This window comes from Franconibacter daqui, assembly GCF_014644275.1.
Classification (GTDB): Bacteria; Pseudomonadota; Gammaproteobacteria; order Enterobacterales; family Enterobacteriaceae; genus Franconibacter; species Franconibacter pulveris.
The window spans coordinates 139,335-160,238 of sequence record NZ_BMKJ01000008.1 but is presented as its reverse complement, the minus strand read 5'-3'; the positions used below and the strand labels follow the sequence as shown (position 1 = coordinate 160,238).

Sequence of the window (20,904 nt, the reverse complement as noted above, 5' to 3'; positions counted from 1 at the left end):
ACTACGCATGGGCTGAAACCGATCTCTTTTTGGTATTTCAGGCAATAAAAAAGCCACTGCGAAGAGTGGCTTAGGGTTCGGTGAGAGCGATTAGCCGCGCTGGCGCACCGCTTCAAACAGACAGATACCTGTGGCGACCGACACGTTCAGCGAGGAGACGCTGCCCGCCATCGGGATGCTGATAAGCTCATCGCAGTGCTCGCGTGTGAGACGGCGCATGCCTTCCCCTTCCGCGCCCATCACCAGCGCCAGCGGGCCGGTCATTTTGCTCTGGTAGAGCGTATGATCCGCCTCGCCTGCCGTGCCGACTATCCAGATATTCGCCTCCTGCAACTGACGCATGGTGCGCGCCAGGTTGGTAACGCGAATCAGCGGTACGCTTTCCGCCGCGCCGCAGGCCACTTTTTTCGCCGTCGCGTTGAGCTGCGCCGAGCGATCTTTGGGCACGATAACCGCGTGTACGCCCGCTGCATCCGCGCTGCGCAGGCAAGCGCCAAGGTTATGCGGATCGGTCACGCCATCCAGGATCAACAAAAACGGCTGTTCGAACTGGGCGATCAGATCCGGCAGATCGTTTTCCTGATACTGACGGCCCGGCTTTACGCGGGCGATAATGCCCTGATGCACCGCACCATCCGCTTTCTCATCCAGGAACTGGCGGCTCGCCACCTGAATCGGCACGCCCTGCGCTTCAAGCGCATGAATCAACGGCAGCAGACGCTTGTCTTCACGTCCTTTAAGAATAAACACCTCCTGAAAACGCTCTGGCGCGCGTTCCAGAAGGGCCTGAACGGCATGAATGCCGTAAATCATTTCACTCATGAATAGTACTCATTATGGGCGGCGAACCGCCTTTTTTACTTACTTCCCTCCCCCATTGGGGGAAGGGATTAAGATCACTCAGCCTGCTTCTTCTTCGCTGCACGCTTCGATTTTGTAGCGGCGGCGATTTTAGCGGTTTTTGGCGAAGGTTTTTTCCCTTTCGCTTTGCCTTTCGGCTCGTCGCGATCGTCACGCTTAGCCTTAGGCTTGCCTTTGCGGAAGGCGCTGTCCGGCTCGAAGTTGACCCGCTTTCCAGTCTGACGACGTCTGCCGCCTTTACTGTTCTCTTTCGCGCCCCGTTTTTCACGTTCGCGAGCCGTTTTCCCCGCACCACGCGGCGCACGTTCGCTGGAAATAAGCGAGAAGTCTATCTTGCGCTCATCCATATTGACCGCTTCCACGCGCACTTCAACCCGGTCACCCAGGCGGTAGGTCTGGCCGCTGGACTCGCCAATCAGCCGCTGGCCAACCTGGTCGAAGCGGTAATAGTCGTTATCCAGCGAGGAGACATGCACGAGGCCATCGATAAAAAGATCGTTCAGGCGCACAAAGAAGCCAAAGCCGGTGACGCTTGCGATAACGCCGGAGAAGGTGCTGCCAACGTGATCCTGCATAAAGTCGCACTTCAGCCAGTCCGCCACTTCGCGTGTCGCTTCGTCGGCGCGGCGTTCCGCCATGGAGCAGTGCTGACCAAGCTGCAGCATCTCATCCATGTTGTAGTGCCAGCCGCCCGTTTCAGTGCTCTCGCCTTTGTGCCCTTCCTGCTTCGCCACCAGATATTTCAGCGCACGGTGCAGCAGTAAATCGGGATAACGGCGAATCGGCGAAGTAAAGTGCGCGTAAGATTGCAGCGCCAGGCCGAAGTGGCCGCGGTTCTCCGGATCGTAAATCGCCTGCTTCATGGAACGCAGCAGCATCGTTTGCAGCATTTCATGATCGGGACGATCGGCGATCGATTCCAGCAGCTCTGCGTAATCGCGCGGCTCCGGCTTATTGCCGCCCGGCAGTTCAAGGCCAAGCTCCGCCAGCACCGTGCGAAACGCGGTAATGGCGTCGTTGGTCGGGCGATCGTGGATACGGAACAGCGCCGGCTCTTTGTTCTTTTCAACAAAACGCGCCGCAGAAATGTTCGCCAGGATCATGCACTCTTCGATGAGCTTGTGGGCGTCGTTGCGCTCGGTCTGCTCAATGCGCTCAATACGGCGTTCGGCATTAAAGATGAACTTCGCCTCTTCGCTCTCAAAGGAGATGCCGCCGCGTTCGTCGCGCGCTTCATCCAGCGCTTTGTAGAGGTTGTGCAGCTCTTCGATATGCCTTACCAGCGGCTGGTACTGGCTGCGTAAATCCTGATCGCCCTGCAGTATGTGCCATACCTTGGTATAAGTGAGGCGCGCGTGCGAGTTCATGACCGCTTCATAGAATTTGTAGCCGGTCAGACGCCCTTTAGCGGAGACCGTCATTTCGCACACCATACACAGGCGGTCGACCTGCGGGTTAAGGGAGCAAAGGCCGTTAGAAAGCACTTCCGGCAGCATCGGCACCACCTGCGAAGGGAAGTAAACCGAGGTGCCGCGGTTACGCGCTTCTTTATCGAGCGGCGTATAGGGACGCACGTAATAGCTGACATCGGCAATCGCCACCCACAGGCGCCAGCCGCCGCCGCGTTTTTTCTCACAGTAAACGGCGTCATCAAAGTCGCGGGCGTCTTCGCCATCAATGGTCACCAGCGGCAGCTGACGCAAATCCACGCGCCCCGCCTTCGCCTCTTCCGGCACCTCTTCTTTCAGCCCGGCTATCTGTTGCTCTACTTCTTTTGGCCAGACATAAGGAATTTCATGGGTGCGCAGCGCCATATCGACCGCCATGCCGGTGCCCATGTTGTCGCCCAGCACCTCAACGATTTTACCCACCGCCTTGGTGCGGCGCGTTGGACGCTGGGTCAGTTCGACCACGACGACAAAGCCCATGCGCGCGCCCATGATCTCTTCAGGCGGAATAAGGATATCGAAGCTCAGGCGGCTGTCGTCCGGCACCACGAACCCTACGCCCGCGTCGGTAAAGTAGCGTCCGACGATCTGGCTAGTTTTCGGCACCAATACGCGAACGATGCGCGCTTCGCGGCGGCCTTTGCGATCGGCGCCAAGCGGCTGCGCCAGCACCACATCGCCGTGGATGCAGGTTTTCATCTGTTCTGATGAGAGATAAAGATCGTCTTTACGCCCTTCCACACGCAGGAAGCCGTAGCCGTCGCGGTGACCGATAACGGTGCCTTTCAACAGGTCAAGGCGCTCCGGCAGCGCGTAGCACTGGCGGCGGGTAAAGACTAACTGACCGTCGCGCTCCATGGCGCGCAGGCGACGACGCAGCGCTTCCTGCTGCTCTTCGCCTTCAATGTTCAGCTCCTGAGCAATCTCTTCACGATTTGCCGGCTTTTCCCGTTTGGTTAAATGTTCGAGAATAAATTCCCGGCTTGGGATCGGGTTTTCGTATTTTTCGGCTTCTCGTTCCTGAAAAGGATCTTGTGACATTGCGGTTCCTCCGTTGTCAGCTGCGGCGCAATGATTATTCCACCAGCAGTAATTTGTAGAGCGGCTGGTTTTCTTCCACTAAATCGGCCAGCGTGTAGTTATCCAGTTCCTGAAGGAAACTCTCCACCGCCTTGTTCAGCGCCTGTTTCAGGCGGCAGGCGGGAGTGATGTGGCAAAACGCGCTGCTGCAGTTCACAACGGACAGCGGCTCCAGCTCGCGCACCACGTCGCCAATGCGAACTTGCGAAGCCGGTTTGCCAAGGCGAATGCCGCCGTTTTTCCCACGTATGGCAGCGACATAGCCTGCGCGGCTCAGCTGATTAATGATTTTGACCATGTGATTACGGGATACGCCGTAGACAGCCGTCACTTCCGAAATACTGGTCATGCGTCCTTCAGGCAGCGATGCCATATAAATCAAAGCACGCAATCCGAAATCGGTAAAACTCGTTAACTGCACATCAACCTCAGAACAGGGCAGGAAAAAACGCGGATCGCCATGTGGCGAGATATATTGATGATAAACCAGCCAGCGATAAGGCCGCTAATTTATTTGAAAAAGGCGGGTAAAAAGGGTGTAAAAAGGGCGCGTCTGGCGCGCCCTTAGACAATTATGCGTCGAACGGATCGCGCAGAATCATGGTCTCGGTGCGATCCGGACCGGTAGAAATGATGTCGATCGGCACGCCAGTCACTTCTTCAATACGTTTGATGTAGTTCAGCGCCGCCTGCGGCAGGCCGCTACGCTCTTTGACGCCGAAAGTAGACTCAGACCAGCCCGGCATCGTTTCATAAATCGGTTCGATACCTTCCCAGTCATCCGCCGCCATCGGGGTAGTGGTGACTTCACGGCCATCCGGCATACGGTAAGCGACGCAGATTTTCACCTCTTCCAGACCGTCCAGCACGTCCAGCTTGGTCAGGCAGAAGCCGGAAAGGGAGTTGATCTGCACCGCGCGGCGTACAGCCACCGCGTCCAGCCAGCCGGTGCGACGACGACGGCCGGTGGTGGCGCCGAACTCGTTGCCCTTCTTGCACAGGAACTCGCCGATGTCGTCAAACAGCTCGGTCGGGAACGGACCGGCGCCCACGCGGGTGGAGTATGCTTTGATGATGCCGAGCACGTAGTCAACGTAGCGCGGGCCGATGCCGGAACCTGTCGCCACGCCGCCTGCGGTGGTGTTAGAAGAGGTTACGTACGGGTAGGTGCCGTGGTCGATATCCAGCAGCGTGCCCTGAGCGCCTTCGAACATGATGAAGTCGCCGCGCTTGCGCGCCTGATCCAGCAGATCGGAAACGTCCACCACCATGGAGGTCAGGATGTCGGCGATAGCCATCACGTCATCCAGCACTTTCTGGTAGTCCACCGCTTCCACTTTGTAGAAGTTAACCAGCTGGAAGTTATGGTATTCCATCACTTCTTTCAGCTTGTCAGCGAAGGTGGCTTTGTCAAACAGGTCGCCGACGCGCAGGCCGCGACGCGCAACTTTATCCTCGTAAGCCGGGCCGATGCCGCGACCGGTAGTGCCGATGGCTTTGGCGCCACGCGCTTTTTCACGCGCTACGTCGAGCGCCACGTGGTAGTCGAGGATAAGCGGGCAAGCTTCGGAGATAAGCAGACGCTCGCGAACCGGGATACCGCGGTCTTCGAGTTCTTTCATCTCTTTCATCAGCGCGGCCGGAGAGAGCACTACACCGTTGCCGATGATGCTGGTGACGTTATCGCGAAGAATGCCTGAAGGAATAAGATGGAGAACGGTTTTTTCACCGTTGATTACAAGAGTATGGCCAGCGTTGTGGCCACCCTGGTAGCGAACCACATATTTAGCGCGTTCAGTCAGAAGATCGACGATCTTTCCTTTGCCTTCGTCACCCCATTGGGTGCCCAGTACGACGACGTTGTTACCCATTTTTCAAAATCACCGTTTGCTTAAAAATGGATTCTAACACCAGCTTCCCGGATGATCAGCACTTTTTGTATACAAATTCAGGCGAAAGCGCCTGAAATTTACTCAGTTAATCGTTTTCGTCAACATGTAGTAGATGACTACGCCCGCAACCACAAGACCGCCGCCGAAGCGCCGCAACAATGTATCCGGCAATTGGGCCATTCCGAGGATCATGCGCCGCCAGATACGCGGAAAAAGCATCGGGCCCAGCCCCTCGAGCACCAGCACCAGTGCGAGCGCCAGGATTATCGTGGTATTCATGATTCCGTTTTCTGCTCCTGTCTTATGATAAAAAAAGAGCCGGTCGAAACCGGCTCTTGTCTGACAATGGCGATATTAACGCGTACTGTTGGCTGGCGTCTTCATGTAGCGGAAGAAATCGCTGTCCGGGCTCAGCACCATGACATCCTGATTGCTACGGAAGCTGTTTTCGTACGCGCGCAGGCTACGGATAAAGGCATAGAAATCCGGGTCCTGGCTGAACGCGTCCGCGAACAGTTTCGCCGCTTCGGCATCACCTTCACCGCGCAAAATACGCGCCTGACGTTCGGCTTCCGCCAGCGTGCGGGTCACTTCGTAATCCGCCGCTGCGCGCAGTTTTTCCGCTTCTTCCTGGCCCTGGGAACGGTGACGACGGGCTACCGCCTCACGCTCGGCGCGCATACGGTTGAAGATAGCTTCGGAGACTTCCGCAGGCAGGTTGATCTGCTTGATGCGCACGTCCACCACTTCAATACCCAACGCCGCCATGCTGTTCGGGTTGATAACCGGCACTTTACCGTTGGTTTCCGCCTGAACGCGCTCTGCGGCTTTGGCAATCGCATCATCCGCAGCTGGCGTAGCCACTTCATCCTCGGTGCCTGCCGAACCGGAGTTCAGCGCGTCGCGCACTTCCAGGGTCAGGCGACCGCGGGAGTCAGTCACGATGTCTTTTACATCAAGACGGCCAATTTCAGAACGTAAACGGTCTGAGAACTTACGCTTCAGCAGCACTTCGGCCTGAGAGACATCGCCGCCGCCTGTCGCCAGGTAGTAGCGGCTGAAGTCGCTGATGCGCCACTTGATATAAGAGTCAACGATCAGGTCTTTTTTCTCTTTGGTTACGAAGCGGTCAGCCTGGTTATCCATGGTCTGGATACGGGCGTCCAGCGTCTTCACCGATTCGATAAACGGGATCTTGAAATGCAGACCCGGCTCGAAAACCAGCGGTTTGTTTTCGTTGTCACGCAACACTTTGCCAAAACGCAAAGTGATGCCGCGCTCGCCCTCTTTCACCACGAAAATCGAGGTGTAGAGCACCACCAGCACGATAATGATGATTGCAATAACTGACTTACGCATCGTTATTCACCCCCCTGGCGCTGGAAGTCATTACGCTGCGCGTTGGCGCGGCGCTGGTCCATGATATCGCCAGCGCTGCCGGAAGGCGTCGTGGTGGCGTTGCTGTTGCTGCCTGCAGCAGGCGGTAAACGCAGCAGAGAGTTCGGGCTGTCGCTTGTGGAAGCTGGCGCCGAACCGCCGCCTTTAAGCATCTGATCGAGCGGGAGCACCATCAGGTTGCCGCCTTTATCGTTGACCAACACTTTACGGGTATGGCTAAGCACGCGTTCCATCGTTTCGATATAAAGTCGCTCACGGGTAATTTCCGGCGCGGCTTTATATTCCGGCAGGATTTTCGCAAAGCGAGCCACCTCACCCTGCGCTTCCAGGATAGTTTGCGTACGGTAAGCGCGAGCCTCTTCCAGCGTGCGCTGCGCCTGACCGTTGGCGCGCGGCTGCACTTCGTTGGTATACGCTTCCGCCTCGCGAATATATTGCTGCTCGTTTTCACGGGCCGCGATAGCGTCGTCAAATGCCGCCTTCACCTCTTCCGGCGGACGCGCCGCCTGGAAGTTTACGTCCAGCAGAGTGATGCCCATGTTGTAAGGACGGATGGTTTCTTCCAGTTCACGCTGGGTATCGCTACGAATAACGGTACGGCCTTCGGTGAGGATGCGGTCCATGGTGTACTTGCCGATAACGCCGCGCAGGGCGCTGTCGGTCGCCTGACGCAGGCTGTCGTCGGCGCTGGTCACGCTAAACAGATAACGCTGCGGATCGGTGACGCGATACTGCACGTTCATTTCAACGCGCACGACGTTTTCGTCAGAGGTCAGCATGATGCCGGAAGCCGCCAGTTCACGAACGGCTTCCACGTTCACGGCGACAACGTCATCAATAAAGGTGGGTTTCCAGTTCAGGCCCGGCTCGACCAGATGACTGAATTTGCCAAAGCGGGTTACCACGCCGCGTTCGGCTTCTTTAATGGTGTAGAACCCGCTTGCGGCCCAGATAATCACAACTGCCGCCGCCACAATGCCTACTACGCGACCGCCCATGTGGCCGCGAGGGCCCTGAGTGGCGCCGCCGGTTCCTTTACCGCCGCCGAAACCGCCAAGCTTCTTGCTTAACTTACGGAAGATATCGTCCAGATCGGGCGGTCCCTGATCGCGACCGCCTTTGTTACCCCCAGAGTTGCCGCCAGGCTTGCTGCTTCCCCACGGGTCGCGGTCTTGTCCGTTATTACCGGGCTGATTCCACGCCATGTTTGTGCTCCATATTTGTTATGCGGTGAGATCCCCCAGAGGGGAAAAGTCTTCAGGCTTACAGCGGCCGGTTAGACAACATAGTCAACCAATGCCGGTTCCTGCTTACAGAGGCGACGCCAGTCCACCACCGGCATGCGCACCTGCATCCCGACACTACCGTCCTCCTCTACCCACTCTTTTTCTATCGCCTGAAGCTGATAAAAACGGCTCCGCAAACGGCCCGCCTCATCGGGAGGTAAATGCAGCGAATGCTGCGCTATCTCACCAGACAGGCGCTCCGTCAGGGCCTGGAAAAGCAGTGGTACGCCTTCACCCGTCTGGGCGGAAAGCCAGACGCGTATGGGCAGATTCTCATCATTGCGATCGATACGCGGTTCGAATTCCTCAAGCATATCGATTTTGTTCATTACCAGCAGAGTCGGGATCTCATTGGCCTCGATCTCTTCCAGCACGGTATTTACCGCATCTATGTTTTCCCGCATGCGCAGGTCAGCGGCATCCACCACATGCAACAGCAGCGTCGCCTGGCGCGTCTCCTGCAACGTAGCTTTAAACGCCGCCACCAGATCGTGCGGCAGATGGCGGATAAAGCCTACCGTGTCCGCCAGCACCGTTTCGCCAACGTCCGGCACGTCAATGCGGCGCAGCGTGGGATCCAGCGTCGCGAACAGCTGGTTAGCCGCATAGACATCGGCTTCGGTTATCTGGTTAAAGAGAGTGGATTTACCGGCGTTGGTGTAACCCACCAGCGAAACGGTTGGAATATCAGCTTTTGCGCGCGATCGACGTCCCTGTTCGCGCTGTTTTTCAACGCGTTCGAGGCGCGACAGGATTTGGCTGATTCGGTTTCGCAGCAAACGGCGGTCGGTTTCCAGCTGGGTTTCACCCGGGCCCCGCAGGCCGATGCCGCCTTTCTGGCGCTCAAGGTGAGTCCAGCCGCGTACCAGACGCGTCGCCAGATGGCGCAACTGCGCCAGCTCAACCTGCAGCTTACCTTCATGGGTGCGTGCACGCTGGGCGAAAATATCTAAAATCAATCCGGTGCGGTCGATAACACGACACTCGCACAGGCGCTCAAGGTTGCGCTCCTGAGCGGGGGTCAACGCATGATCGAACAGCACGACAGACGCCCCAGTGGCTTTCACTGCCTCGGCGATTTCGACTGCTTTACCTTCACCGACATAATATTTTGGGTGCGGAGCTTTACGGCTACCGGTAATCACCTGTAATGCTTCGACACCGGCGGAAGAGACCAGAGATTCAAACTCCTGGAGGTCTTCCATATCTTTGTCTTGCGTAAAGTAGATGTGTACCAGCACCGCCTGCTCACCGGCATCATAACGGTCAAACAAGCGTAAACCCTCTTAAAAGACCAGCGGGGAACACAGATGACCTGGTCCCCCGACATGGAACAACAGCCATCGACTTTATTCGGCGTCTTCGCTGTCTTGCTGCGGCGCAGAAGTTTGCGCGTTATTGCTGTGGTGATAGTTGCTGGAACCGCCACCCGCGCTGTTACTGTGATGAGAGACCGGACGAGAAGGCACCACAGTAGAAATCGCGTGCTTGTAGACCATCTGGCTGACTGTGTTTTTCAACAGAATCACGAACTGGTCGAAAGATTCGATTTGACCTTGCAGCTTAATACCATTCACCAAATAAATAGAAACTGGAACACGTTCCCGACGCAGTGCGTTGAGGAACGGATCTTGTAAAGATTGCCCCTTAGCCATTCTATCTTTTCCTTATATGCTTGTTGTTTATACTCATGAGCCCATGGGCTCTGAAAATACATAAAATTTTGCGCACGATACCAATTCAATTGTACACATTCATCAGTGCTTCGCACCAACAACCTGTAATACTTCTTTACGCGCTTGTTCAGGCGCTTCACTGTCAAGCCAGTGAACGTCTTCCCAGCCGCGCAGCCAGGTAATCTGGCGCTTTGCCAATTGTCTCGTGGCGCAAATACCTCGATAAACCATGTCGTCGAATGGGATCTCGCCTGACAGATACGACCACATCTGGCGATAGCCTACGCAACGAATGGAAGGCAAGTCCGTATGCAAATCTCCACGGGCGAAAAGCGCCCTTACTTCTGCTTCAAAACCTGAAGCCAACATCTGGTGAAAACGCTGCTCAATTCGCTGATGGAGCAGTTCACGGCTCGCCGGGGCGATGGCGAACTGGTGCACCTGATACGGCAGAGCTTCTCCTGACGTTTGCGTCAGTTCCGTTAAAGTTTTACCCGAAATGAAAAAAACTTCCAGTGCCCGGGAAAGCCTTTGCGGGTCGTTGGGATGAATACGTGACGCCGCCACAGGATCGATCTCCTGGAGCTGGCGATGCAGCGTTTCCCACCCCTGCTCTGCTGCCTGTTCTTCAATCCGCGCCCTTATCGCCGGATCCGCCGACGGCAAGGGAGAAAGCCCTTCAAGTAACGCTTTGAAGTAAAGCATGGTGCCGCCTACCAGCAGCGGTATCCGCCCTGCTGCGGTGATATCCGCCATCTCCTTTAGCGCGTCGCGGCGAAAATCCGCCGCTGAATACGCCTGCGCTGGATCCAGGATATCGAGCAGGCGATGCGGCGCTTCGGCCAGCTCCTGCGCGCTGGGCTTGGCGGTGCCGATATCCATCCCTTTATAAATCAGGGCGGAGTCGACGCTAATCAACTCTACCGGCAATGTTTTGCGTAAATTAATCGCCAGCGCGGTTTTGCCAGAGGCCGTCGGCCCCATTAAAAAAATAGCCTTCGGCAGGCCAGCCTTGCTTACTTCAGTCATGTTTCAGGGCATTCATCGCCGGTTGTAAATCAACAGGTTGTAATAAACCACCAGGCGGTGACTTCACCAGTTGCGGGCAGAGCCGTTCGACATCGGCGAGCAGCGCAATAGCCTGCGCCACGCTCCACTGTTCATGCTCGCTCGCCAGATGGCGGGCCAGCCACAGCGCGATAGCCGCCGCGTCAATCTGACTCTGCTGCGCCAGGTAGCCTATCAGTTCAGGAATCAAGATTTGTAAATTTTGTTGGCGCAAGGGTAAAGGCACCGCCCGAATCGTCACATATTGTGCATCGCTAACCAACTCCATGCCCATTCCGGCAAGAAAAGGCTTAGCGCTGACAAGGGTTTCACGCTCTTCGGGAGAAACTTTAAAGCGCACCGGGATAAGCAGCGGCTGAGCGCAGGGCTTTTCTTCGCCCGGCAACAGCTGCGCCTGTTTAAGCCAACGTTCCGCCACCTCCAGCGCCAGCAACATAAGCCGTCCTTCGCGTTCCAGCAGCGCGAGGTTGTTATGCACAATGGTCAGCACGCGGCCGAAGCTTTGAGCGTGGCCTTCCAGCGCAGGCTGCGTCATCGCGGGCGCAGGCGTTTTCGCTACTGAAGGCGTCCGGGGCGCCTGAGGCGTTTCCAGCAGTTGGCGATAAACCTCGCCCTGCTGTTTCTGATAACCCGGCGTCGCGTGTGGCCAGCTGGCGCCGCCGCCTTTGGCCGCCGCCCCGCCGCCGCTTCCGCCCGAGCTCCGCGCAGGCGTGGAGCCTGAGGTTGCCGAAGGTGAAGAGTAGTCAGACACGGGGCGCTCTTTCGCCGCAGCCGGTTCGGCAAAGTGATTCTTCCCCGCAGCTATGCGGTTTTCCGGCTGCCAGCGCGGCGTCTGCGGCGTTTCCAGCGGCAGCGAGCTGGACTGCTGTGCCTGTAGCGCGCTCAGTACGCCCTGGTAGATGAAGTCGTGCACCAGCCGCGACTGATGAAAACGCACCTCGTGCTTGGCCGGGTGTACGTTCACATCCACCTGGTGCGGATCGATTTCCAGATAAAGTACGTAGGCGGGCTGTTGATTAGCGCCGAGCTTGTCTTCACAGGCTTGCCGGATGGCGTGGTTAATCAGCCGGTCGCGCATCATTCGGCCATTGACGTAACAGTATTGAATTTCCGCCAGCGCCGCCGTGGTACCTTTTGGCTCCGCCACCCAGCCGCGAAGGGCCAGGTCGCCATGCTGCCAGTCAATCGCCAGCGCTTGTTCGAGAAATGCGGTGCCGCAGATAGCGCCCAGGCGACGCTCGCGCGGCGCATTTGGCTGCACGGCGCGATACTGACGCACCATCTTGCCGTTATGGTTGAGGTTAATGGTGACGTCAAAGCGCGCCAGCGCGATGCGTCGCACCACCTCGTCAATATGGCCGAATTCGGTTTTCTCGGTGCGCATGAACTTACGCCGCGCTGGCGTGTTGTAGAAAAGATCCAACACCTCAAGAGTGGTGCCGACCGGATGCGCCGCTGGTTTAACGGTCACTTCCATATCGCGCCCTTCCGCATACGCCTGCCACGCTTCTTGCTGATCGGCGGTACGGGAGGTGAGCGTCAGACGCGAGACGGAACTGATACTGGCCAGCGCTTCGCCGCGAAAACCGAGGCTGATAATCGCCTCCAGGTCGTCAAGCGTGGCGATTTTGCTGGTAGCGTGACGCGCCAGCGCCAGCGCCAGCTCCGCTTTACCAATGCCGCAGCCGTTATCGCGAATGCGGATAAGCTTCGCGCCGCCGCGTTCAATATCGATATCGATGCGGGTCGCGCCCGCATCGAGGCTGTTTTCAACCAGCTCTTTCACTACCGATGCAGGACGTTCCACCACTTCGCCGGCGGCGATTTGGTTCGCGAGCTGCGGCGGCAGAACCTGAATCGGCATGAAATCTCCTTAATTGGTTACCGCGATCTGATTAACAGCGTCATGGGTCGCGCGGGCGGTCTGGCCCGCGCCGCCGTTATTTTTCGGCGCGGATTGTAACGGGTGTGCGAGGAAGTAATTGCGCAGACCTTTATAAATGGCCTCGGCAAGCTGCTCCTGATAGTCGCTGCTTGCCAGCAGTTTTTCTTCGCCGCTGTTGCTGATAAACCCGGTTTCCACTAACAGGGAAGGAATATCCGGCGAGCGCAATACGCCAAGGCTCGCATGTTCCGGACGGCGTTTATGCAAGTCACCCACTCTTTGCAACTGGCTCAATACGCTGGTGGCGACATCATACCCGACGCGCTGGGAATGACCGAACTGCAAATCCAGCACCGCCTGACTTAAATAGGGGTCCGCCTGGCTGTTTGCAAGCACATCCCCTGCGCCGCCGAGCAGTTCCGACTGTTTCTCGTGCTGCTCAAGCCAGCCCGCCATTTCGCTGTTGGCGCGACGGTTTGACAGCACCCAGACCGAAGCGCCCGTCGCTTCGCGATTTGGCGCGGCGTCGGCATGAATAGAAACCAGTAAGTTAGCGTTCTGCTGGCGAGCCACATCGGAGCGGCCCATCACCGAGATAAAATAGTCGCCGTCGCGGGTCAGCACGCCCTTAAACATCGGGTCGTCATTAAGCAGCGCGCGCAGCTTTCGGGCAACGGCGATGGTGACGTTTTTCTCGCGTACGCCGCCAGGACCAATAGCGCCAGGATCCTGGCCGCCGTGGCCGGCGTCAATCGCGACAATGACCTGATCGGACGAGACAGTAGTATGGCTGCGCGCCGGACGCGTTGCGCTATTGCTGCCAACAACGCTGGTCACACGGTCGTTTTCATTACGAAACGGGTTACTGGCGGGAGTTGACGAACGCGGCGCAGGCGGTGCTGCACGCTTCGCCACAACGGGCGGCGGCGGCGGCGCATCGGCGTTAATGGTAAAAACAACCGTATAGCTGGCGCCGTTTTGCTGCTTCACCGCGCGGGTTTTGCCGTTCTTCGTCAGGTCGACCACCAACCGCAGCGACTGATTGTCTTTCGGCTGACCGGAACGAATGCTTTTCACCAGATTGCTGCCGCTAAAAATCAGCGGCAACCCCTGTATAACGCCGGTTTGCTGAATATCCAGCGCCACGCTGCGTTTATCCTGCTGCGAAAAGGCGTATTCCGGGTCGCCCATAAAGCTCAGGGTGATCCGGGCCTGGTCATCGCCATTGGAAACCTGAATATCGGACAACACCGCCGCCCCGGCCTGAGCGCTCAGCGCCAGCAATGCCGCTATCAACCAACCTTTTACGCGAGTCATCATCCCGTCATCCTGGTTATTTGGCTAAGCGCGCCAGTAACGAATTGCCTGATGGGGAAACGGCTTTGACGAGCGCTTCGCGCCCCTGCGCCTGATACGATAAGTGAATTTCGACATCCGGGTCGGGCAAGACGCCCGCCCCCTGCTGCGGCCACTCCACCAGGCAAATAGCGTCATTGGCGAAATAGTCGCGAATCCCCATAAACTCCAGCTCCTCCGGATCCGCCAGACGATAGAGGTCGAAATGGTAAACCGTCAGCGTCTCCAGCGCGTAGGGCTCCACCAGCGTGTAGGTGGGGCTTTTCACGTTGCCGTTATGGCCTAACGTCTGCAAAAAACCACGGCTAAAGGTGGTTTTACCCGCGCCCAGGTCGCCATAAAGATAAATGACGGTCGCGCCTTCGCAGGCCTGCGCCACACGCGCGCCGAGAGCGAGCGTCGCCTGCTCATCGGGTAGAGGAATAACACGATTAATCATGGTTTACGTCAATTCACATCCGGGTTAACAAAACGGTGAAGCACTGAAAGCAGATCGGTCGCCAGCATGCCGCGAGCGCCGTAACGGCTGGCGAGGAGGTCCGCCGCCGCGCCGTGCGCCACGCAACCGGCGCAGGCTGCATCATACGGGGAGAGCTTTTGCGCCAGCAAGCCGCCGATAATTCCGCTCAGCACATCTCCCATACCGCCGCTGCCCATACCGGCGTTGCCAGCATCAATAATGCCCGGCCCCGCGTCGTTGCTGGCAACAAGGGTGCCCGCACCTTTCAGCACGACGCAACCGCCATACCGTTTTACCAGACGATTGGCAGAAAGTAAGCGATCACTTTCAACTTCTGATACGGAAACATTCAGCAATCTTGCGGCTTCGCCGGGGTGCGGCGTAAGGATGCGATTGTGACGTTTATCGGGATGGATTGCCAGCAGGTTGAGCGCGTCGGCGTCCCACAGCATCGGGCCGGTAAAGTTCTCTACCTTTTGCAGCGCCTGCTTACCCCATGCCTGCTGACCAAGCCCCGGCCCAACCACCACCACATCAGCCCATTCAAGGCTTTCGCTAAGCGATTGCGGCGTGAGTTCATGCACCATCAGCTCCGGACGAGCGGTCAACAGCGGTGCGATATTCTCTATGCGAGTAAGTACTCGCACCAGCCCTGCGCCCGCCCTTAATGCCGCTTCGCCCGCCATGCGAATCGCACCAGCCGTGCCGTGATCGCCGCCTACTATCACCAGCTTGCCGTTATCGCCTTTATGGCTGGTAGGGCGCCGCGGCCTGAGCCACTCGCCAAGCTGCGAGGCGTCATAGCGGGCAATGGGCGCCTGCTGCCCCGCAAGCCAGGGTTCCAGCCCCAGCGCGTGATGATGCAGAACGCCCACCACATCCCGCGCTTTGCCGGTAAGCAACCCCGGCTTGAGCGCGATAAAGGTGACCGTATGCGCCGCGTTAATCACCACGCCCGGCGTGGCGCCGGTTTCCGCCAGCAGGCCGGAAGGAATATCGAGCGCCACCACCGGAGCCGGATGGCGATTCGCTTTATCAATCAGACCGGCGACAGGCTCCCGGGGGGCGCTTTTCAGGCCAGTCCCGAGCAGAGCGTCGATGATAAGCGTCACGCCGTCCGGCCAGGCCGTTTGCGGCGAATGAATCATTCCCCCGGCATTAAGCCAGGCCTCACGCGCGGCGCTCGCCTCTTCAGGCAAAGGCGCTTCGCTCTCCTGCGCCAGCAACGTGACGCGAATGCCCGCCGCCTGCGCCAGTCGCGCCACGACATAACCATCGCCGCCGTTGTTGCCGTGACCGCACAGCACCAGCCAGTGCTCGCTTTCAGGATAATAATCATGGGCGATATGAAAAGCGGCCTCGCCCGCACGCTGCATCAGCTCGAAGAGCGTGAGGCCAAGAGTGTCCGCCGCCTCTTTTTCTGCTGCCCGCAGCCAGTCTGCGGGCCAGACAGAGTGTGGTATACTACGGCCGTTTTTCTTCATCTGATGGTCCGTCATGTCTGCTCCCCTCGATCTCAACCAGTTAGCGCGCGATATTAAACAATGGGGCGCGGAGCTGGGTTTTCAGCAGGTTGGTATTACCGATACCGACCTGAGCGCCAGCGAGGGCGCGCTGCAGGCGTGGCTCGATAAACAGTATCACGGCGAGATGGAATGGATGGCGCGTCATGGCATGATGCGCGCCCGCCCGCATGAACTCTTACCCGGCACGCTGCGGGTGATCAGCGTACGGATGAATTATCTGCCCGCCAACGCCGCTTTCGCCCGCACGCTGAAAGATCCCTCGCTCGGCTATGTAAGCCGTTATGCGCTGGGTCGCGATTACCATAAGCTGCTGCGTAACCGGCTCAAAAAGCTCGGCGAGCGCATTCAGCAGCAGTGCGCGTCGCTGAATTTTAGACCTTTTGTCGATTCCGCGCCGCTGCTGGAACGGCCGCTGGCGGAAAAAGCGGGACTGGGCTGGACGGGTAAGCATTCACTTATCCTCAGTCGCGATGCGGGCTCGTTTTTCTTTTTGGGCGAATTACTCATCGATCTGCCGCTGCCTGTGGATAAACCAGTCGAAGAGGGTTGCGGCAAATGCGTAGCCTGCATGACCATCTGCCCCACCGGCGCCATTGTCGAGCCTTATACGGTGGACGCGCGCCGCTGTATCTCTTATCTCACCATTGAGCTAGAAGGCGCTATCCCTGAAGCGTTTCGTCCGCTTATCGGCAATCGTATTTACGGCTGCGACGATTGCCAGCTTATCTGTCCCTGGAACCGTTTCTCGCAGCTCACGGATGAAGAGGATTTCACTCCCCGTCAGGCGCTGCATGCACCGAAGCTGGTAGAACTCTTTGGCTGGAGCGAGGCGCATTTTCTGAAGGTAACGGAAGGATCGGCGATTCGCCGTATCGGGCACCTGCGCTGGCTGCGAAATATCGCCGTCGCGCTAGGCAATGCGCCCTGGCATGAAGCGAATCTGCAGGCGCTGGAAAAAAGAAAAGGTGAGCACCCACTTCTCGATGAACACATTGAATGGGCGATTGCGCAACAAATAGCCAGACGGAATGCCAATGTTATCGAGGTGCAATTGCCACAAAAACAACGGCTGGTTAGGGTGGTTGAAAAGGGCCTGCCGAGGGACGCCTGAGCTTTCCACAGGCTGTGCATAAAATAAAAAATGCTTTGTCATTCAACGCACAAAAAGTAATCAGCGGCGCATATTAATATTTTGAAATCTTATTAAGTTTAGTATTAACAGGAACTTATATAAAAATTGTAAATAAAATTAACGCGCTTTTCACGCTGTGAAGCGGATCCCGACTGTGGATAAGTCTGTTCAGAAAGTTTTGATGGAAGCAAAAAACACCAGCCCCAGCGCGCTTTGTCGCTGTGGATAATTTATTCGTTCTGGAGAAATTTGGAGCGGGAAACGAGACTCGAACTCGCGACCCCGACCTTGGCAAGGTCGTGCTCTACCAACTGAGCTATTCCCGCTTAATCTTCGTCTTTCATGCTGCCACGGCGTTGGCTTTCTTCACTCGCCACAGTCACTTACTCGTGTAAGCTCCCGCAGATTTGTTCCGTTGCCGCCTTGTTGCAACCTGAAATCCTGTGATTAGGATGGTGCTGCCTTTCGGCATTTCAAATTTTGGAGCGGGAAACGAGACTCGAACTCGCGACCCCGACCTTGGCAAGGTCGTGCTCTACCAACTGAGCTATTCCCNTTTGGAGCGGGAAACGAGACTCGAACTCGCGACCCCGACCTTGGCAAGGTCGTGCTCTACCAACTGAGCTATTCCCGCTTAATCTTCGTCTTTCATGCTGCTACGGCGTTGGCTTTCTTCACTTGCCACAGTCACCTACTCGTGTAAGTTTCTGCGGATTTGTTCCGTTACCGCCTTGTTGCAACCTGAAATCCTGTGATTAGGATGGTGCTGCCTTTCGGCCTTTCAAATTTTGGAGCGGGAAACGAGACTCGAACTCGCGACCCCGACCTTGGCAAGGTCGTGCTCTACCAACTGAGCTATTCCCGCCCTGCGTGTTTCACATTTCTGTGTCGTCACGGGAGGCGCATTATACGAGAAATGATTTTCGCCGCAACCCCTTAAACGAATTTTTTCGCGTTTTTTGTTTGAATGTCGATTAATTCGCCAGAGCGGTGATTTTATCGGCAACAGAGGGGTAAAACCCCTCTCCCGGTCACAGCTTAATAAAATGTTCGCGGTAGTAAGCAAGTTCCGCGACCGATTCACGGATGTCATCCAGCGCCTGGTGCGTGTTCTGCTTCTTAAAGCCGTCGAGAATAGCCGGCTTCCAGCGGCGCGCCAGTTCTTTCACCGTGCTGACATCCAAATAACGGTAGTGGAAGTAGGCTTCCAGTTCCGGCATGTATTTAAACAGGAAGCGGCGGTCCTGGCCGATACTGTTGCCGCAGATAGGGGATTTGCCTGCCGGCACCCACTCTTTCAGAAAGGCGATAGTCGCCAGCTCTGCTTCGCGATCGCCCATCGCGCTCGCCTTTACACGATCAACCAGGCCGCTGGCGGTATGGGTGCGCACGTTCCAGTCGTCCATCAGCGCCAGCTGTTCGTCTGACTGATGCACCGCAATCACCGGGCCCTGCGCCAGAATATTTAAATCTGCGTCGGTCACCAGGGTGGCGATTTCGATAATGCGGTCGCGCTCCGGATCGAGCCCGGTCATCTCCAGATCGATCCAAATCAGATTGTTTTCATTTCTACTCATGCTATTTTCCACCCTTCTCGCGTCACCCCACGGTGACTCTCAGTTAATTCGTATAAAATAGCGTGTATCATAGAGGTTTTGCCCATCACGGGCGACCAGGAGCCAGGGCGATTGAGTAAAAATAAACTCTCCAAAGGTCAGCAGCGCCGCGTAAAGGCCAATCATCAGCGTCGGCTTAAGCAGTCGACGGAGAAGGCCGATTACGATGACAACCTGTTTGGCGAACCGCGCGAAGGCACGGTCATCAGCCGGTTTGGCATGCATGCGGACGTGGAGTCGGCAGACGGCGCCGTGTACCGCTGCAACATCCGCCGCACTATCCGTTCGCTGGTAACCGGCGATCGCGTGGTGTGGCGCCCGGCGAAAGAGGCCACCGAAGGGGTGACAATCAATGGCATCGTGGAAGCGGTGCATGAGCGCACCTCGGTACTGACGCGCCCGGATTATTACGATGGCGTGAAGCCCGTCGCCGCCAATATCGACCAGATTGTTATCGTCTCCGCCATTTTACCGGAGCTGTCGCTGAACATTATCGACCGCTACCTGGTGGCTTGCGAAATCCTGGAGATTGAACCCCTTATCGTGCTTAACAAAATCGACCTGCTGGATGAAGAAGGCATGAATTTTGTTAATGAACAGATGGATATCTACCGCGGTATTGGTTATCGCGTGCTGCTGGTCTCAAGCCATGCTGAGCACGGGCTGGAAGCGCTGGAGCAGGCGCTTATCGGCCGCATCAGCATTTTCGCCGGCCAGTCCGGCGTCGGCAAATCAAGTCTGCTGAACGCCCTGCTGGGGCTCAAAGAGGATGAAATCCTCACGAACGACGTCTCGGATGTCTCCGGCCTCGGCCAACACACCACGACGGCAGCCCGCCTTTATCACTTCCCGCATGGCGGCGATGTGATTGACTCCCCAGGCGTGCGCGAATTCGGTCTCTGGCACCTTGAGCCGGAACAAATCACCCACGGTTTTGTCGAATTTCACGACTATTTAGGCACTTGCAAATACCGCGATTGCCGCCACGATAATGACCCCGGTTGCGCCATTCGCGCGGCGGTGGAGCGCGGCGAAATCGCCGAAAGCCGTTTCGACAACTATCACCGTATTCTGGAAAGTATGGCGCAGGTAAAAACGCGTAAAAGCTTTTCTGAAACCGACGACTGACAATTAAGCTGGGCGTCGCTAAAATCGCCCCTTTTTTTCTGCGATGCCCGCTCCGCCGCGCGCGGAACGGGCCAGGACTGGCAAAATACTTAGCCTGGAGGCTACCTTGCTAAACGACATCAAACTTTCGCTTCAATACCTTCTGCCGAAACTGTGGCTCACTCGCCTGGCGGGCTGGGGCGCAAGTAAGCGTGCCGGCTGGCTGACCAAACTGGTTATCGACCTGTTTGTGAAATATTACAAGGTCAACATGAAAGAGGCGCAGAAGCCGGATACCGCCAGCTACCGCACCTTTAATGAATTCTTTGTTCGCCCGCTGCGCGACGACGTGCGTCCGGTGAATACCGATCCGAACGTGCTGGTGATGCCAGCCGATGGCGTTATCAGTCAGTTAGGACGCATCGAAAACGACAAGATCCTGCAGGCGAAAGGCCATAATTACAGCCTGGAAGCGCTTCTGGCGGGCAATTACATTATGGCGGACCTGTTCCGCAACGGCGCTTTCGCCACCACGTATCTCTCGCCGCGTGACTACCACCGCGTCCACATGCCGTGCAACGGTATCCTGCGCGAGATGATCTACGTGCCGGGCGATCTCTTCTCCGTTAACCATCTGACGGCGCAGAACGTGCCTAACCTGTTTGCCCGCAACGAGCGCGTTATCTGCCTGTTCGATACCGAATTCGGCCCGATGGCGCAAATTCTGGTCGGCGCGACGATCGTCGGCAGCATTGAAACCGTCTGGGCGGGCACTATCAACCCGCCGCGCGAAGGCGTTATTAAGCGCTGGACCTGGCCGGAAGGCGAGAGCGAAGGCGCCGTGGCGCTGCTGAAGGGCCAGGAGATGGGCCGCTTCAAGCTTGGCTCTACGGTTATCAACCTGTTCGCGCCGGGCAAAGTCGAGTTGGTAGGGCATCTGCAAAGCCTGTCAGTGACCCGTCTTGGCGAACCGCTGGCGGTCTCCACCGAAGCCGTGGCTGCAGACACTGCGCCTGCCATTATCCCGGCGCAGGAAGTTCAGGCCGAGCGCGAAGCCAACCCGCTGGTCGACGACAAAGAAGAAGGTTAACAGCACAACCAAAGGTAGACTGA

General features: G+C 57.1%; 17 protein-coding genes, 3 tRNA genes and 1 pseudogene. 3 read left to right on the top strand and 18 right to left on the bottom strand.

Translation table 11 applies throughout. The features are described from left to right. Nucleotides 1-90 precede the first annotated feature (90 nt). From rlmB to nnr, 14 genes and pseudogenes are all read right to left on the bottom strand, one after another. Nucleotides 91-822 carry a 23S rRNA (guanosine(2251)-2'-O)-methyltransferase RlmB gene (rlmB, locus tag IEX01_RS20405; protein WP_024557210.1) on the bottom strand — a complete coding sequence of 244 codons (732 nt, stop codon included), beginning with the start codon at nt 820-822 and terminating at the stop codon, nt 91-93. 74 nt (nt 823-896) lie between these two features. Then, nucleotides 897-3,350 carry a ribonuclease R gene (gene rnr, locus IEX01_RS20400; protein ID WP_024557211.1) on the bottom strand — a complete coding sequence of 818 codons (2,454 nt, stop codon included), beginning with the start codon at nt 3,348-3,350 and terminating at the stop codon, nt 897-899. A gap of 34 nt (nt 3,351-3,384) precedes the next feature. Then, nucleotides 3,385-3,810 (bottom strand): nitric oxide-sensing transcriptional repressor NsrR, encoded by a 426-nt coding sequence (gene nsrR, locus IEX01_RS20395; protein ID WP_024557212.1) that lies wholly within the window; start codon nt 3,808-3,810, stop codon nt 3,385-3,387. Between the two features lie 151 nt (nt 3,811-3,961). Then, a complete protein-coding gene (locus IEX01_RS20390; RefSeq protein ID WP_024557213.1) occupies nt 3,962-5,260 on the bottom strand; it encodes an adenylosuccinate synthase in 1,299 nt (432 codons plus the stop codon). Between the two features lie 102 nt (nt 5,261-5,362). Beyond that, entirely contained in the window at nt 5,363-5,560 is a 198-nt protein-coding gene (locus IEX01_RS20385) for a DUF2065 domain-containing protein (RefSeq protein WP_024557214.1), read from the bottom strand. 75 nt (nt 5,561-5,635) lie between these two features. Continuing rightward, nucleotides 5,636-6,640 carry a protease modulator HflC gene (gene hflC, locus IEX01_RS20380; protein WP_024557215.1) on the bottom strand — a complete coding sequence of 335 codons (1,005 nt, stop codon included), beginning with the start codon at nt 6,638-6,640 and terminating at the stop codon, nt 5,636-5,638. A gap of 2 nt (nt 6,641-6,642) precedes the next feature. Further along, a complete protein-coding gene (gene hflK, locus IEX01_RS20375; RefSeq protein ID WP_024557216.1) occupies nt 6,643-7,884 on the bottom strand; it encodes an FtsH protease activity modulator HflK in 1,242 nt (413 codons plus the stop codon). Between the two features lie 71 nt (nt 7,885-7,955). Next, the gene (gene hflX / locus IEX01_RS20370) at nt 7,956-9,239 is read right to left on the bottom strand and encodes a ribosome rescue GTPase HflX (protein WP_024557217.1); all 1,284 of its coding nucleotides are present in this window, start codon (nt 9,237-9,239) and stop codon (nt 7,956-7,958) included. A gap of 75 nt (nt 9,240-9,314) precedes the next feature. Next, nucleotides 9,315-9,620, bottom strand: a complete 306-nt coding sequence (gene hfq / locus IEX01_RS20365) for an RNA chaperone Hfq (RefSeq protein WP_024557218.1) — start codon at nt 9,618-9,620, stop codon at nt 9,315-9,317. Nucleotides 9,621-9,722: 102 nt separating this feature from the next. Continuing rightward, nucleotides 9,723-10,670, bottom strand: coding sequence for a tRNA (adenosine(37)-N6)-dimethylallyltransferase MiaA (gene miaA, locus IEX01_RS20360; protein WP_024557219.1), 948 nt, complete (start codon nt 10,668-10,670; stop codon nt 9,723-9,725). Next, nucleotides 10,663-12,573, bottom strand: coding sequence for a DNA mismatch repair endonuclease MutL (gene mutL / locus IEX01_RS20355; RefSeq protein WP_188724447.1), 1,911 nt, complete (start codon nt 12,571-12,573; stop codon nt 10,663-10,665). Before mutL ends, miaA begins: the two co-directional genes overlap by 8 nt. Nucleotides 12,574-12,582: 9 nt before the next feature. Then, nucleotides 12,583-13,914 carry an N-acetylmuramoyl-L-alanine amidase AmiB gene (amiB, locus tag IEX01_RS20350; RefSeq protein ID WP_024557221.1) on the bottom strand — a complete coding sequence of 444 codons (1,332 nt, stop codon included), beginning with the start codon at nt 13,912-13,914 and terminating at the stop codon, nt 12,583-12,585. Between the two features lie 13 nt (nt 13,915-13,927). Beyond that, on the bottom strand, nt 13,928-14,389 hold the full coding sequence (gene tsaE, locus IEX01_RS20345) for a tRNA (adenosine(37)-N6)-threonylcarbamoyltransferase complex ATPase subunit type 1 TsaE (RefSeq protein WP_024557222.1): 462 nt from the start codon (nt 14,387-14,389) through the stop codon (nt 13,928-13,930). Beyond that, a pseudogene (gene nnr / locus IEX01_RS20340) lies at nt 14,382-15,909 on the bottom strand (bifunctional ADP-dependent NAD(P)H-hydrate dehydratase/NAD(P)H-hydrate epimerase). Before nnr ends, tsaE begins: the two are co-directional and overlap by 8 nt. Here nnr and queG point away from each other — a divergent pair. Continuing rightward, nucleotides 15,908-17,047: a tRNA epoxyqueuosine(34) reductase QueG gene (gene queG / locus IEX01_RS20335; protein WP_188724445.1), complete on the top strand. Its 1,140-nt coding sequence runs from the start codon at nt 15,908-15,910 to the stop codon at nt 17,045-17,047. The pseudogene nnr and the gene queG overlap by 2 nt on opposite strands. Nucleotides 17,048-17,318: 271 nt before the next feature. Here queG and IEX01_RS20330 read toward each other — a convergent pair. The 4 genes from IEX01_RS20330 to orn all read right to left on the bottom strand — a co-directional run bounded on the left by IEX01_RS20330 (nt 17,319) and on the right by orn (nt 18,645). After that, nucleotides 17,319-17,394, bottom strand: a tRNA-Gly gene (locus tag IEX01_RS20330). A 232-nt stretch (nt 17,395-17,626) separates the two neighbouring features. Continuing rightward, nucleotides 17,627-17,702: transfer RNA gene (locus IEX01_RS20325), tRNA-Gly, on the bottom strand. A gap of 155 nt (nt 17,703-17,857) precedes the next feature. Continuing rightward, nucleotides 17,858-17,933, bottom strand: a tRNA-Gly gene (locus IEX01_RS20320). Nucleotides 17,934-18,099: 166 nt separating this feature from the next. Next, on the bottom strand, nt 18,100-18,645 hold the full coding sequence (gene orn, locus IEX01_RS20315) for an oligoribonuclease (RefSeq protein ID WP_188724444.1): 546 nt from the start codon (nt 18,643-18,645) through the stop codon (nt 18,100-18,102). A 111-nt stretch (nt 18,646-18,756) separates the two neighbouring features. Between orn and rsgA the strand changes: the two genes are divergently transcribed. Next, nucleotides 18,757-19,812, top strand: coding sequence for a small ribosomal subunit biogenesis GTPase RsgA (rsgA, locus tag IEX01_RS20310; protein WP_188724443.1), 1,056 nt, complete (start codon nt 18,757-18,759; stop codon nt 19,810-19,812). 106 nt (nt 19,813-19,918) lie between these two features. Next, a complete protein-coding gene (asd, locus tag IEX01_RS20305; protein ID WP_024557226.1) occupies nt 19,919-20,881 on the top strand; it encodes an archaetidylserine decarboxylase in 963 nt (320 codons plus the stop codon). The last annotated feature ends 23 nt before the right edge of the window (nt 20,882-20,904 follow it).

What these genes read in the sequence shown, in the direction of transcription:
- hfq (WP_024557218.1), bottom strand. Translation starts at nt 9,620, where the DNA reads ATGGCTAAGGGGCAATCTTTACAAGATCCGTTCCTCAACGCACTGCGT.
- orn (WP_188724444.1), bottom strand. Translation starts at nt 18,645, where the DNA reads ATGAGTAGAAATGAAAACAATCTGATTTGGATCGATCTGGAGATGACC.
- hflC (WP_024557215.1), bottom strand. Translation starts at nt 6,640, where the DNA reads ATGCGTAAGTCAGTTATTGCAATCATCATTATCGTGCTGGTGGTGCTC.
- miaA (WP_024557219.1), bottom strand. Translation starts at nt 10,670, where the DNA reads ATGACTGAAGTAAGCAAGGCTGGCCTGCCGAAGGCTATTTTTTTAATG.
- hflK (WP_024557216.1), bottom strand. Translation starts at nt 7,884, where the DNA reads ATGGCGTGGAATCAGCCCGGTAATAACGGACAAGACCGCGACCCGTGG.
- mutL (WP_188724447.1), bottom strand. Translation starts at nt 12,573, where the DNA reads ATGCCGATTCAGGTTCTGCCGCCGCAGCTCGCGAACCAAATCGCCGCC.
- rlmB (WP_024557210.1), bottom strand. Translation starts at nt 822, where the DNA reads ATGAGTGAAATGATTTACGGCATTCATGCCGTTCAGGCCCTTCTGGAA.
- queG (WP_188724445.1), top strand. Translation starts at nt 15,908, where the DNA reads ATGTCTGCTCCCCTCGATCTCAACCAGTTAGCGCGCGATATTAAACAA.
- amiB (WP_024557221.1), bottom strand. Translation starts at nt 13,914, where the DNA reads ATGATGACTCGCGTAAAAGGTTGGTTGATAGCGGCATTGCTGGCGCTG.
- IEX01_RS20390 (WP_024557213.1), bottom strand. Translation starts at nt 5,260, where the DNA reads ATGGGTAACAACGTCGTCGTACTGGGCACCCAATGGGGTGACGAAGGC.
- rnr (WP_024557211.1), bottom strand. Translation starts at nt 3,350, where the DNA reads ATGTCACAAGATCCTTTTCAGGAACGAGAAGCCGAAAAATACGAAAAC.
- tsaE (WP_024557222.1), bottom strand. Translation starts at nt 14,389, where the DNA reads ATGATTAATCGTGTTATTCCTCTACCCGATGAGCAGGCGACGCTCGCT.
- IEX01_RS20385 (WP_024557214.1), bottom strand. Translation starts at nt 5,560, where the DNA reads ATGAATACCACGATAATCCTGGCGCTCGCACTGGTGCTGGTGCTCGAG.